The 11,933-nt window shown below is 72.8% G+C and carries 12 protein-coding genes; 7 read left to right on the top strand and 5 right to left on the bottom strand.

Features of this window, described 5'->3' with window-relative positions; translation table 11 throughout:
- The first annotated feature begins 13 nt into the window (after positions 1-13).
- From ACJA3G_RS17230 to ACJA3G_RS17215, 4 genes are all read left to right on the top strand, one after another.
- Complete coding sequence (locus ACJA3G_RS17230; RefSeq protein WP_358831307.1) at positions 14-268, top strand: hypothetical protein; 255 nt, start codon at positions 14-16, stop codon at positions 266-268.
- A gap of 250 nt (positions 269-518) precedes the next feature.
- Complete coding sequence (locus ACJA3G_RS17225; protein ID WP_406553877.1) at positions 519-1,703, top strand: thiolase family protein; 1,185 nt, start codon at positions 519-521, stop codon at positions 1,701-1,703.
- Between the two features lie 208 nt (positions 1,704-1,911).
- Complete coding sequence (locus ACJA3G_RS17220; protein WP_406553876.1) at positions 1,912-3,378, top strand: aldehyde dehydrogenase family protein; 1,467 nt, start codon at positions 1,912-1,914, stop codon at positions 3,376-3,378.
- A gap of 114 nt (positions 3,379-3,492) precedes the next feature.
- The gene (locus ACJA3G_RS17215; RefSeq protein ID WP_406553875.1) at positions 3,493-4,416 is read left to right on the top strand and encodes an AEC family transporter; all 924 of its coding nucleotides are present in this window, start codon (positions 3,493-3,495) and stop codon (positions 4,414-4,416) included.
- Between the two features lie 22 nt (positions 4,417-4,438).
- Here the strand turns inward: ACJA3G_RS17215 and trxA are convergent, their stop codons facing one another.
- Positions 4,439-4,807 (bottom strand): thioredoxin, encoded by a 369-nt coding sequence (gene trxA / locus ACJA3G_RS17210; protein ID WP_406553874.1) that lies wholly within the window; start codon positions 4,805-4,807, stop codon positions 4,439-4,441.
- 139 nt (positions 4,808-4,946) lie between these two features.
- On the opposite strand from trxA, the gene ACJA3G_RS17205 reads away from it, so the two are divergent.
- A complete protein-coding gene (locus ACJA3G_RS17205) occupies positions 4,947-6,380 on the top strand; it encodes a dihydrolipoyl dehydrogenase family protein (protein WP_406553873.1) in 1,434 nt (477 codons plus the stop codon).
- 21 nt (positions 6,381-6,401) lie between these two features.
- On the opposite strand, the gene ACJA3G_RS17200 is transcribed toward ACJA3G_RS17205, so the two are convergent.
- The gene (locus tag ACJA3G_RS17200) at positions 6,402-7,262 is read right to left on the bottom strand and encodes a nuclease (protein WP_406553879.1); all 861 of its coding nucleotides are present in this window, start codon (positions 7,260-7,262) and stop codon (positions 6,402-6,404) included.
- Between the two features lie 203 nt (positions 7,263-7,465).
- Here ACJA3G_RS17200 and ACJA3G_RS17195 point away from each other — a divergent pair, with 203 nt between their 5' ends.
- Entirely contained in the window at positions 7,466-7,948 is a 483-nt protein-coding gene (locus ACJA3G_RS17195; protein WP_406553872.1) for a GNAT family N-acetyltransferase, read from the top strand.
- A gap of 74 nt (positions 7,949-8,022) precedes the next feature.
- Here ACJA3G_RS17195 and ACJA3G_RS17190 read toward each other — a convergent pair whose 3' ends face one another.
- From ACJA3G_RS17190 to ACJA3G_RS17180, 3 genes are all read right to left on the bottom strand, one after another.
- Positions 8,023-9,072 (bottom strand): M4 family metallopeptidase, encoded by a 1,050-nt coding sequence (locus tag ACJA3G_RS17190; protein ID WP_406553871.1) that lies wholly within the window; start codon positions 9,070-9,072, stop codon positions 8,023-8,025.
- A gap of 137 nt (positions 9,073-9,209) precedes the next feature.
- Complete coding sequence (locus ACJA3G_RS17185) at positions 9,210-10,292, bottom strand: magnesium and cobalt transport protein CorA (RefSeq protein ID WP_406553878.1); 1,083 nt, start codon at positions 10,290-10,292, stop codon at positions 9,210-9,212.
- Positions 10,293-10,378: 86 nt separating this feature from the next.
- Complete coding sequence (locus tag ACJA3G_RS17180) at positions 10,379-10,729, bottom strand: tetratricopeptide repeat protein (RefSeq protein ID WP_406553870.1); 351 nt, start codon at positions 10,727-10,729, stop codon at positions 10,379-10,381.
- A 148-nt stretch (positions 10,730-10,877) separates the two neighbouring features.
- Here ACJA3G_RS17180 and ACJA3G_RS17175 point away from each other — a divergent pair, with 148 nt between their 5' ends.
- Complete coding sequence (locus tag ACJA3G_RS17175; RefSeq protein WP_406553869.1) at positions 10,878-11,843, top strand: pirin family protein; 966 nt, start codon at positions 10,878-10,880, stop codon at positions 11,841-11,843.
- Positions 11,844-11,933: the final 90 nt, after the last annotated feature.

Below are 11,933 nucleotides of genomic sequence, written 5' to 3'. Positions count from 1 at the left end.
CTACCGTCCCCCCATGCACCCCTCGCGCCTGGTCGTCCTGATCGTCCCCTCCCACGTGGAGACCCGCGGCACCGCGTCCGTGGCCGACAGCGCCGTCCGCTCCGCCCTCGTCGAGGCGACGGGCGAGACCGGCGAGACGGGCTACCCGCGCTACGCCGGCCACGGCGTCGTCGCGGACGTGGACCCCGCCACCCGTACCGTCGAGGCGATCCTCGTGGACGGCGCCGAGCTCGACTACGGGCTCACCGCGCTCATCGCCCCCGAGTGACCGAGGACCGCCGGATCCGCCGAGACGGCCCCGGCCGTCGCCCGCGGCCCCGTCGAGCACCGCCATCGACGCGGACTCGCCGGTCAGGGCCACCAGGCGGCCGTTGACAGCACGCCGGGGCGGGCCGAGACTCGGCGTTGATTGTCAACCAAGGTTCACTGGGCGAACAGGGTGGTCGAACAGGGTGCGTCGGGCCGAAGGCGCCGCGCACCCCGGGCGGGCACGGCCACCGAGCAGCGGGAGAGAAGCGATGAGCATCCGGGACGTGTACATCGTCGACGCCGTGCGCACCCCCATCGGCAAGTTCGGGGGAGCGCTCGCCGGGGTGCGTCCCGACGACCTGGCCGCGCACGTGGTGAAGTCCCTCGTCGCCCGCTCCCCGGAGCTCGACCCGGCCCGGATCGACGACGTGTACTTCGGCGACGCCAACGGCGCGGGCGAGGACAATCGCGATGTGGCCCGGATGGCCGTGCTCCTCGCCGGGCTGCCGGTGTCGGTCCCCGGCGTCACCGTCAACCGCCTGTGCGGCTCGGGTCTGGAGGCCGTCATCCAGGCCGCCCGCGCCCTCGCGCTCGGTGACGCGCACATCGCGGTCGCGGGCGGGGTGGAGTCGATGTCCCGCGCCCCCTGGGTGATGCAGAAGCCCGAGCGCGCTTTCCCGGCCGGACACCAGCAGCTCTGGTCGACCACGCTCGGCTGGCGGATGACCAACCCGAGGATGCCCGCCGAGTGGACGGTCGGACTCGGTGAGGGCGCGGAACTGATCGCGGACCGGCACGGGCTGACCCGCGAGCAGCAGGACGCGTTCGCCCTCGACAGCCACCGCAAGGCCGCCGTGGCCTGGGCGAAGGGTCTGTACGACGACGAGGTGGTCCCGTACGAGGGCGTCGGCCTCACCCGCGACGAGTGCATCCGCGAGTCCTCCACCATGGAGGCGCTCGGCCGCCTCAAGCCCGCCTTCCGCGAGGGCGGTTCGGTGACCGCGGGCAACTCCTCGCCGCTCAACGACGGCGCCGCGGCCCTGCTCCTGGTCGACGAGGAAGGCCTGCGCGCCACCGGCCGCGAGCCGCTGGCCCGGATCCGGACCTCCGCGGTGACGGGGATCGAGCCACAGCTCTTCGGCCTCGGCCCGGTGGAGGCGGTGCGCACCGCGCTGGCCAAGGCGGGCAGGGGCCTGGGGGACCTGAGCGTCTTCGAGCTCAACGAGGCGTTCGCCGCCCAGTCGTTGGGGTGCCTGGCCGAGTGGCCGGAGCTGGACCCGGCCGTGGTCAACCCGCGCGGCGGCGCCATCGCCATCGGCCACCCGCTCGGCGCCTCGGGCGCCCGGCTCGCCGGGGCCGTCGCCCACCAACTGGCCGCCGCGGGCTCGGGCGTGGGACTCGCCGCGCTCTGCATCGGTGTCGGGCAGGGGCTGGCGCTCGTCCTGGAGCGCTGAGGGGAGCGCGGCGCGGGCACGGGAGGCGGATGGCCGCCTTCCGTATCAACTGCCGTACGGCGGCGCCAAGGTGTCGGTGAGTCAGGCGGGACAGGAGAGGGACGTTTTCCCGGGTGACCGGACTAGGATGCCGCACGGGACTTCCCCGCGATCATGGGCCCCGCGATCATGGCCTCCCCTCGATCACGCGTGAGACTGGAGATCCTTCATGACCCTGCTCGACCCCAAGACCTGGCAGGCACGGACGCTGTCGGGGGGTGAGTACGAGGTCACCGAACCCGCCACGGGAGAAGGCCTGGGCGCGCTCACCCTGGCCACCGCCGACGACATCACGGCCGCCGTCGCGGCGGCCCGCGCGGCCCAGCCGGGCTGGGCCCGCACCCCGCACTTCGCGCGCGCGGCCGTCCTGCGCCGCGCGGGCGATCTGTTCACCGCGTACGCTGGGGGCACCTCCCAGGCTTTCGGCTCTGGGGGAGAACTGCGCGAATGGCTGGTACGGGAGTCCGGCTCGATACCCGGCAAGGCCGACTTCGAGCTGCACGTGGCCGCCCAGGAGTGCTACGAGGCGGCGGCGCTCGCCTCCCGGCCGCTCGGAGAGGTGCTGCCGAGCGAGGAGCCCAGACTCAGCTTCACCCGGCGCGTCCCGGTCGGGGTGGTCGGGGTCATCGCCCCGTTCAACGCCCCGCTCATCCTCTCCATCCGCTCGGTGGCGCCCGCCCTCGCGCTCGGCAACGCCGTGGTCCTCAAGCCCGATCCGCGCACGGCCGTCTGCGGCGGCCTCTCGCTCGCCGCGGTCTTCGAGGAGGCGGGACTGCCCGAGGGACTCCTGCACGTGCTGCCGGGCGGCGCCGAGGCGGGGCGGGCCCTGGTCGCGGACCCCGGTGTCCCGGTCATCTCCTTCACCGGCTCGACCGCCGCCGGACGCGCGGTCGGCGAGGCCGCCGGGCGTCTGCTCAAGCGCGCCCACCTGGAACTGGGCGGCAACTCCGCGCTGGTCGTCCTGGAGGACGCCGACATCGAGGGCGCGGTGGCCCAGGCCTCCTGGGGCTCCTTCTTCCACCAGGGCCAGATCTGTATGACCACCGGCCGCCACCTCGTGCACGCCTCGCTCTACGAGGAGTACGTGGAACGGCTCGCCGCCAGGGCCGACGCGCTGGCCGTCGGCGACCCCCACCGCGAACAGGTCCACCTCGGCCCGCTCATCGACCGGGCCCAACTCGCCAAGGTCGACGGCCTGGTGCGGGCCAGTACCGCGCGCGGTGCCCGGCTCGCCGCAGGCGGCACCCACCGCGACCTGTTCTACCGGCCGACCGTCCTCGCGGACGCCGCCGACGACACCCCGGCGTACGCGGAGGAGGTCTTCGGACCGGTCGCGCCCGTACGGTCCTTCCGCACCCTGGACGAGGCCGCCGCGCTGGCCGCCGACGGCCCGTACGGGCTCTCCCTCGGCATCGTCACCCGGGACACCGCGCTCGGCCTGGAGCTCGCGGACCGCGTTCCGACCGGGATCGCCCACATCAACGACCAGACGGTCAACGACGAGGCGGTCGCGCCCTTCGGCGGAGTCGCGGCGTCCGGAACCGGCGCGCGGTTCGGGGGCGCGGCGAACCTGGAGGCGTTCACCGAGCTGCGGTGGACGACGGTGCGGGGCCGCCCGGAGGGTCACCCGTTCTAGGGCGCGCTGTCGGCTGCGGGCCGGCGGGGGTTGCTCGCGCAGTTCCCGCGCCCCTGGTAGGGCACGCGGTACCGCCCTGATCAACCCCTCACACCGCACTCCTATGCTTGCGCGGTGCATTCAGTGATCAGCGGCTTCCTGCCCATCTGGGCGCTCACCGCCTGCGGCTGGGGCGCCGGGCGCTCCCGGGTGCTCGGCGACCAGGCGCAGCACGTCCTGGGGCGGTTCGCGTTCACCTTCGCGATGCCGTCGCTGCTGTTCCTGACGATGTCGCGCTCGCACCCGGGCGATCTGGCCCGGCCGGGCGTGGCCGTCTTCGCGGCGAGCCTGGTCACGGTGTTCGCGGCCGGACTGCTGGTCAGCCGCTGGATGTTCCGCCGCAAGCGCGGCGAACAGGCGATAGGCGCGATGGCCGCGTCCTATGTCAACTCCGCCAACCTGGGCATCCCGGTCGCCGTGCACGTCCTGCACGACACCTCGTTCATCGTCGCCGCGGCGCTCTTCCAGATGCTCTTCATCACGCCGCTGATCCTGGTCCTGATCGAGCTGGACGTACGCCGGGCCGGCCGGGAGCGCTGGACGCGGATCCTCCAGCTGCCCTTCCGCAACCCGGTGATCGGGGCGTCCGCCCTCGGACTGACGGTCGCCGGACTCGGACGGGAACTTCCCGCGGAGGTGGTCTCGCCGTTGCAGATCCTGGGCGGCGCCGCCGTCCCCTCGGCCCTGTTCGCCCTCGGTATGTCGCTCAACGCGCGCGCCCGGCCCGACGGCGACGGACGGACCGAGCGGCTGATCCTGGTGGGGCTGAAGGTCGCGGCGCAGCCCCTGCTCGCCTACGCGCTCGGGCGCTGGCTCTTCGCCCTCGACGGGCACGCGCTGTTCGCGGTGGTGCTGTGCGCGGGGCTGCCGACCGCGCAGAACGCGTTCATCTTCGCGTCCGAGTACTCCCTGGACACCGAGCTGCCCAGGGACACCGTGCTGCTCTCGACGCTCCTGTCGATGGTGTCCCTGTCACTGATCGCCTGGCAGCTCGGCTGAGGCGGGCAGCCCGAGGGGCTTCCTACTTCTCCTTGTCGGCTTCCTCGACCGACTTGCGGACCTCGTCCATGTCGAGGGCGCGCGCCTGGCCGATCACGTCCTCCAGCGCGGCCTCGGGCAGCGCGCCGGGCTGCGAGAAGATCGCCACGTTGTCGCGGACGATCATCAGCGTGGGGATCGAACGGATTTCGAACGCCGCGGCCAGCTCCTGCTGGGCCTCGGTGTCCACCTTGGCGAACACCAGGTCCTCGTGGCGCTCGGAGGCCGCCTCGTAGACCGGGCCGAACTGCCGGCAGGGACCGCACCAGGAGGCCCAGAAGTCGATCAGGACGAAGTCGTTGTCGGACACGACCTCGTCGAAGTTCTCCTTGGTCAGCTCCACAGTCGCCATCACGCACTCCCTCTTCCTGGCCTCACCGTGAAGCCGCCTCGCACAACGGCGACCGCCGTCGTGGTATTCCGTTGGGTTTTTCCGCTCTCCCGCCCCTGCCCCTGTGGCTCCGGCGTACTCCTCGCACCAGACTGTGCCCATGACCGAAGCCTTGGAATACGACGTGGTGGTGCTGGGAGCGGGACCGGTGGGCGAGAACGTCGCCGACCGGGTGCGGGCGGCGGGGCTGAGCGCCGCCGTGGTGGAGAGCGAACTGGTCGGGGGCGAGTGCTCGTACTGGGCGTGCATGCCCAGCAAGGCACTGCTGCGGCCGGTGCTCGCGCGCGCGGACGCGCGCAAGGTGCCGGGCCTGCGCGAGCGGGTGGAGGGCCCGCTCGACGTGCCCGCCGTGCTCGCCCACCGCGACGAGTACACCTCGCACTGGCAGGACGACGGGCAGGTGCGGTGGCTGGACAGCATCGGCGCCCACCTCTACCGCGGCCACGGGCGCCTCTACGGCACCCGCAAGGTCAGCGTCACCAGCCCCGAGGGCGAGCACCATGTGCTGACCGCCCGGCACGCCGTGGCCGTCTGCACCGGCAGCCGCGCCCTCCTTCCCGACCTGCCCGGCATCGCCGACGCCAAGCCCTGGACCAGCCGTGAGGCCACCAGCGCCCAGCAGGTGCCGGGCCGGCTGGTGGTCGTCGGCGGGGGAGTGGTCGGTGTCGAGATGGCGACGGCCTGGCAGGCCTTCGGCGCCCAGGTGACGGTCCTGGTCCGCGGCGAGGGGCTGCTGCCGAAGATGGAGCCGTTCGCGGGCGAGCTGGTCGCCGAGGCCCTGAAGGAGGCGGGCGCCTCCGTCCGTACGCAGGTGAACGTAGCCGAGGTCGTGCGCGAGGGCGGCACCGGACCTGTCACGGTGGTCCTGGACGACGGCGGGCGCATCGAGGCCGACGAGATCCTCTTCGCCACCGGCCGCGCCCCGCGCACCGACGACATCGGCCTGGACACCATCGGCATGGAGCCCAGCTCCTGGCTGCCGGTCGACGACTCCTGCCGGGTGGCGGGCAGCGACTGGCTGTACGCGGTGGGCGACGTCAACCACCGTGCGCTCCTCACCCACCAGGGCAAGTACCAGGCGAGGATCGCGGGCGCCGCGATCGCCGCGCGCGCGGCGAGGACCCCCCTCCTGGAGACCGACCCGTGGGGCGCCCACGCGGCCACCGCCGACCGCGCCGCCGTCCCCCAGGTCGTCTTCACCGACCCCGAGGCCGCCTCGGCGGGGCTGACCCTGGCCGAGGCGGAGGCGGCCGGACACCGCGTCCGTGCCGTCGACCACGACCTCGGCGGCGTCGCGGGCGCCGGCCTGTACGCGGACGGCTACCGGGGCCGCGCCCGGATGGTCGTCGACCTGGACCGTGAGGTCCTGCTCGGTGTCACCTTCGTCGGCCCCGGCGTGGGCGAGCTCATCCACGCGGCCACCGTCGCGATCGCCGCCGAGGTCCCGATCGGGCGTCTGTGGCACGCGGTCCCGGCGTACCCGACGATCAGCGAGGTGTGGCTGCGCCTGCTGGAGACGTACCGGGACCAGTAGCCGCGCGCGTGGAGGCCGCCGTCAGCGCTCCTCGAAGACCAGGTTCTCCGGGGGCTCCGTCATCCGGACGTTCTGGTCGGCGACCTCCACGACCGTCGACAGGGTGGTGAACTGCCCCTTGGGCACGATCAGTACGCGGTCGGCGCGCTGGTCGAGGAAGGCCTTGAACCCGGCGAGCGAGGGGTCGCCGTCGCCCAGGACCAGATAGTCGGCCAGGCGCCGGAACAGCTTCGGCAGCACCACCGCCGTCCCGGTGAGCGTGCCCAGCCCGTCGATCTTCGCGCCGGTCGTGGTCAGGTCCACCGGCCACAGCCCGGCCGCGGCGGTGCGCGCCTCGCGCACCGCCGCCGTCATCGCCTCGCGCAGATCGACGAACAGCTTGGTGTAGTACGTCGGATAGGCGAGCCCGGCCGCCAGCTGGGCGAAGTTGGCGGTCTGGCGCAGCAGCGCCGCGTCGACGAAGAGCTCGCGCCCGCTGGGCCCGGGCGCGGGTCCCCGGCCGGCCAGCGCCACACAGCGTCCGTGCAGGTCGGCGCCCCGGGTGAGGACGAACCCGGGGGCCTGGGCGGGCTCGGAGACGGTGACCGTGCCGTGCGCGTCGCGCTCGACGCCGAGGAAGCCGAGCCAGGCGGTGAGCGTGTCGGCCGCCCGGTCCGCGAACGGCGGCGGCTGGCGCAGTTCGCGGCCGTGCGCCGGGATGTAGTGCGTTTCCAGCGTGTCGATGCCGTCGAGCCGCAGCTGGGCGCCGCCGGAACGGTTGCGCTGGACGCGGTGCGGACCCGGCACGAGGTCCCAGTGGGTGGGGTCGGCCGGGTAGAAGCGGACGGAGTCGCCGTCCGGGCGGGCACCGGTGACGCGGTACGCACCTTCGATCACGAGCATTCCCACGACGGCCTCCTCCGTGTGCACACCGCGCACACCGCGTACCCCCCAGCATCCGCCGCGCGGGCGCCGCGCGCGCCCGTCCGGTGCGACAAGCCGCGATAAGTACGGTCCAGTCAGCTGCGGCGCGTACACCGCCCTACGCCGTTGCGCGTACCGCCCCCGGTTCGCCCGCGCGCCCACTCGTAAGTAATACTCACCCCATGACCTCACGCATTACCGGCGGCGCCGAGGAGACCGTGCGGATCCGGCGCGCGGACGCGCGCGACGCCAAGCGGCTCACCCGGCTCGTCCGCTCCTCGCGCGCCTACGAGGGCCCGTACGCGGCGATGGTCGCGGGCTACCGGGTCGGCCCCGACTACATCGAGACGCACGAGGTGTACGTGGCGGTCGGCGCGGGCGAGCGGCTGCTCGGCTTCTACGCCCTGCTGCTCGGCCCCGCCGAGCTGGACCTGATGTTCGTCGCCGACGACGCCCAGGGGCTCGGCATCGGACGCCGGCTCGTCGCGCACATGACCGACCGGGCCCGGGCCGCGGGCCTGGACCGCGTCCGGGTGGTCTCGCACCCGCCCGCCGAGGGCTTCTACCGCAGCGTGGGCGCGATCCGGACCGGCACGGCCCGCGCGAACCCGCCCGCGGTGCTGTGGGACCGCCCGGAGCTGGAGATTCCGGTCCCGCCGCGCTAAGGGGCGGCGCGGCTCTGCGCGAGGGGGCCCGCCGTGGTGCCCGGGGCCGCCCTCGCGCTCGGAAGCGGCTCCCTTCAGGCGAGCGGCACCCCGACCTGGCTCCACGCCTTGGTGACGGCCTGGAGTTCGTCGCCGTCGCCGTAGAGGCTGCGGGCGGTGGCGACCGTGAGGCGGCCGAAGTCGGCGAACTTGGCCCCGCTCGTCAGCTCCCCGCCGGTCAGCGTGGCGTACCAGATCTTCCCGGCCCGCTCCCAGGCGTAGCCGCCCAGGGCCGTGGCCACCAGGTAGAACGCGTGGTTGGGGATGCCCGAGTTGATGTGCACCCCGCCGTTGTCCCGGCTGGTGCGCACGAAGTCCTCCATCGTGGCGGGCTGCGGGTCCTTGCCGAGCTGCGGGTCGTCGTACGCGGTGCCCGGGGCCTTCATCGAGCGCAGCGCCTCGCCGTGGATGCGCGGGCCGAGCAGCCCGGCGCCGATCAGCCAGTCGGCCTGGTCGGCGGACTGGCCGAGCGCGTACTGCTTGATGAGCGAGCCGAAGACGTCGGAGAGCGACTCGTTGAGCGCGCCGGACTGCCCGAAGTACTCCAGGTTGGCCGTGTACTGCGTGACGCCGTGGGTGAGTTCGTGCCCGATGACGTCGACCGGGATGGTGAAGTCGAGGAACAGCTCGCCGTCCCCGTCGCCGAACACCATCTGCTCGCCGTTCCAGAAGGCGTTGTCGTACTTCTCGCCGTAGTGGACGGTCGCGTCGAGCGGCAGCCCGCTGCCGTCGATGGAGTGCCGGCCGTACGCCTTGAGATACAGCTCGAAAGTGGCACCGAGTCCGGCGTGCGCCCGGTTGACGGTCGCGTCCCGCGACGGCGTGTCGCTCTCGGAGTGCACCTTCGTGCCGGGCAGCGTCTCCCGGGTCCCGGCGTCGTAGATCGTGCGGTCGGGCTTGTCGGACGGCGTGCCCGTCGACGGGGCCATGCCACGCACGGTGGTGATCCGGCGCCGGGTGCGCTGGAGCGCGTCGTGCTCCAGGGTGCGGCGCGCTGGCTCGAACGTGGCGGGGTCCTCGGCCTGTGCGAGCTTGTCGAGGACGTGGGGCGGGATGATGGTGCAGAACACGGTGTTGGTCTCCATGCCGAGCAATGTGGCACAGCGTGACCGCTTCGGTGATACCTGTAGTCGAGTTGGCTGAAAATCGGTGGCGGAGTCGGAACGGCCGCTTCTACGGACGGTGACGACGCGTCCCCGTCAACCCCGCCCCGACTCCCGCGTCACAGCCAGCCGTTGCGGCGGAACCCCCGGTGGATGGCGAAGCAGGCCACCGCCATGACGGCCAGGGCGAGGGCGTAGCCGTACTTCCAGTGCAGCTCGGGCATGTGGTCGAAGTTCATGCCGTAGATCCCGCACACCATCGTCGGTACCGCCACGATCGCCGCCCAGGCGGTGATCTTGCGCATGTCCTCGTTCTGGGCCACCGTCACCTGCGCCAGATGGGCCTGGAGGATCGAGTCGAGCAGCGCGTCGAACGAGCCGATCTGCTCGTTGACCCTGGCCAGATGGTCAAAGACGTCACGGAAGTACGGCTGGGTGTCCGGGCCGATGAGCGGCATCGGCTCGGTGGCGAGGGCCTTCAGCGGGCGGTACAGCGGGGTCACCGCCCGCTTGAACTCCAGGACTTCGCGCTTGAGCTGGTAGATGCGGCCCGCGTCGCCGCGCCCCGCGGTGTCGCTGAAGACGGCGGTCTCCACCGCGTCCACGTCCACCTGCATGGCGTCGATGACCACGAGGTAGTCGTCGACGACGTGGTCCGCTATCGCGTGCAGCACCGCCGCCGGGCCCTGGGCGAGCTGCTCGGGGGTCTTCTCCAGGGACTCGCGCAGCGGACCGAGCGAACCGTGCCTGCCGTGCCGAACGGTGACCACGAAGTCGGGCCCGGTGAACATCATCAGCTCACCGGTCTCGACGACCTCGCTGGTCGCGGTGAGCTCCTCGTGCTCGACGTAGCAGACGGTCTTGAACACCGCGAACAGCACGTCGTCGTACGTCTGGACCTGTGGGCGCTGATGGGCGCGGACCGCGTCCTCGGCGGCCAGCGGATGCAGTCCGAAGAGCTCGGCGATCCCGGCGAACTCCTCGGCGCTCGGCTCGTGCAGCCCGACCCACACGAAGCCCTCCCCGGCCCTGCGCACCCGCCGTACGGCCTCCTCCACCGGGCAGTCGCCCGGCTGGCGCACCCCGTCGCGGTAGACCACGCAGTTCACCACCGCGCTGCCGAGTGGCGAGCGGGCCGGGTGGCTGAGGTCCACCGTGCGGCGGTAGGCACGGCGGACCGCCCTGCGGAGGTTGCGGATCATGGGCACGGCTGGGCACTCCTTCGGCGGATCGGCGGCCAGTGTGCCATGCACGGCTCAGGGACCGGTCATCACGCCGTGCCCGCAGGTCACGGCTGTGCCGCGACGTCCCCGTCGAAGGCGGCGGCGAGCCGCAGATAGCGGGCCGCGTCGCCGGACCGGCCCTGGCGCTCCAGGGTGCGGCCGAGCATCAGCGTCGCGTACTGCTCGACCGGGTCGCGCTCCAGGACCGCGCGCAGCTCCGCCTCCGCCTTCCTGAGCTGGGCGGAGTGGTAGTAGGCGCGGGCGAGCAGCAGCCGCGGGGCGACCTGCTCGGGCACCTCGTCCACGATGCCGGTCAGGATGCGTACGGCCGTGACGTACTCCTTGGCCTCGAAGAACTGCTGGGCGCGGTCCCAGCGCTCTGCGGTGGTCCCGAACTCGTAGTAGCTGTCGGCCACGACACGTCCTTCCTGGGCTGCCCGGGCGGGGCCCGGTCCTGCTGGTACGACGGCGCCAACGCCCCTCGATGGTTGAAAATTCCACGACCAGTCTTCCGGTCGCGTGGGAGGCTGCCACCGGGTACCCGACAGGAATAGGTTGACCGGTATGAGCAATCTCGATCGTCAGGCCACTCTCTCCGTGTGCGGCGGGCGCGGCTTCGTCGCCGCCGAGCCGGTGCGCGAGCTGCTGTCGCCGCGCACCGTCAGGCTCGGCGAGTCCACCGAGGTCCGCCGGCTGCTGCCGAACCTCGGCCGCCGTATGGTCGGAGCCTGGGCGTTCGTCGACCACTACGGCCCCGACGACATCGCCGGCGAGCCCGGTATGCAGGTGCCGCCGCACCCGCACATGGGGCTGCAGACGGTGAGCTGGCTGCACGAGGGCGAGGTGCTGCACCGCGACAGCCTGGGCAGCCTCCAGACCGTCCGTCCGCGCGAGCTCGGGCTGATGACCTCCGGGCGGGCGATCAGCCACTCCGAGGAGAGCCCCCGCGAGCACGCCCGTCTCCTGCACGGCGCCCAGCTCTGGGTCGCCCTGCCCGAGGCCCACCGCCACACCGAACCGCACTTCCAGCACCACGCGGACCTGCCCACGGTCACCGCGCCGGGCCTGCGGGCCACGGTGATCCTCGGCGAGCTCGACGGCGCGGCGTCGCCCGGCACGGTCTACACCCCGCTGGTCGGCGCCGATCTGTCCCTCACGGCCGGCGCGGAACTGTGTCTGCCGCTGGACCCCGACTTCGAGTACGCGGTCCTGGCGATGTCCGGCGAGGCGCGCGTGGACGGCGTCCCGGTCGTGCCCGGCTCGATGCTCTACCTCGGCTGCGGTCGCACCGAACTCCCCCTGCACGCGCTCTCCGACGCGGGTCTGATGCTCCTGGGCGGCGAGCCGTTCGAGGAGGAGATCGTGATGTGGTGGAACTTCATCGGGCGCTCCTCCGAGGACATCGCGCAGGCGCGCGCGGAGTGGATGGACGGCAGCCGCTTCGGGACGGTCAAGGGCTACGACGGCGCCCCGCTCCCGGCCCCGGAGCTCCCGCCGGTGCCGCTGAAGCCGCGGGGACGGGTGCGCTGAGCCGTACGGCGGGTCAACTCCCGGCCGTACAGCGGCAGTTCGGGAGAACGCGTTGTGGGCCGGGGTGGTGCGGGGGAGACTGCTTCCGAT

The sequence above is a fragment of the Streptomyces sp. YS-3 genome (genome assembly GCF_045257485.1).
GTDB lineage: Bacteria > Actinomycetota > Actinomycetes > Streptomycetales > Streptomycetaceae > Streptomyces.
Note: the sequence above shows the minus strand (reverse complement) of the source record. Positions and strands in the feature narration are given on the sequence as shown.

Coding starts and splice junctions, on each gene's coding strand:
- ACJA3G_RS17205 (WP_406553873.1), top strand. CDS start 4,947: ATGACCGAAGCCTTGGAATACGACGTGGTGGTGCTGGGAGCGGGACCG.
- ACJA3G_RS17195 (WP_406553872.1), top strand. CDS start 7,466: ATGACCTCACGCATTACCGGCGGCGCCGAGGAGACCGTGCGGATCCGG.
- trxA (WP_406553874.1), bottom strand. CDS start 4,807: ATGGCGACTGTGGAGCTGACCAAGGAGAACTTCGACGAGGTCGTGTCC.
- ACJA3G_RS17185 (WP_406553878.1), bottom strand. CDS start 10,292: ATGATCCGCAACCTCCGCAGGGCGGTCCGCCGTGCCTACCGCCGCACG.
- ACJA3G_RS17175 (WP_406553869.1), top strand. CDS start 10,878: ATGAGCAATCTCGATCGTCAGGCCACTCTCTCCGTGTGCGGCGGGCGC.
- ACJA3G_RS17225 (WP_406553877.1), top strand. CDS start 519: ATGAGCATCCGGGACGTGTACATCGTCGACGCCGTGCGCACCCCCATC.
- ACJA3G_RS17200 (WP_406553879.1), bottom strand. CDS start 7,262: ATGCTCGTGATCGAAGGTGCGTACCGCGTCACCGGTGCCCGCCCGGAC.
- ACJA3G_RS17230 (WP_358831307.1), top strand. CDS start 14: ATGCACCCCTCGCGCCTGGTCGTCCTGATCGTCCCCTCCCACGTGGAG.
- ACJA3G_RS17220 (WP_406553876.1), top strand. CDS start 1,912: ATGACCCTGCTCGACCCCAAGACCTGGCAGGCACGGACGCTGTCGGGG.
- ACJA3G_RS17190 (WP_406553871.1), bottom strand. CDS start 9,072: ATGGAGACCAACACCGTGTTCTGCACCATCATCCCGCCCCACGTCCTC.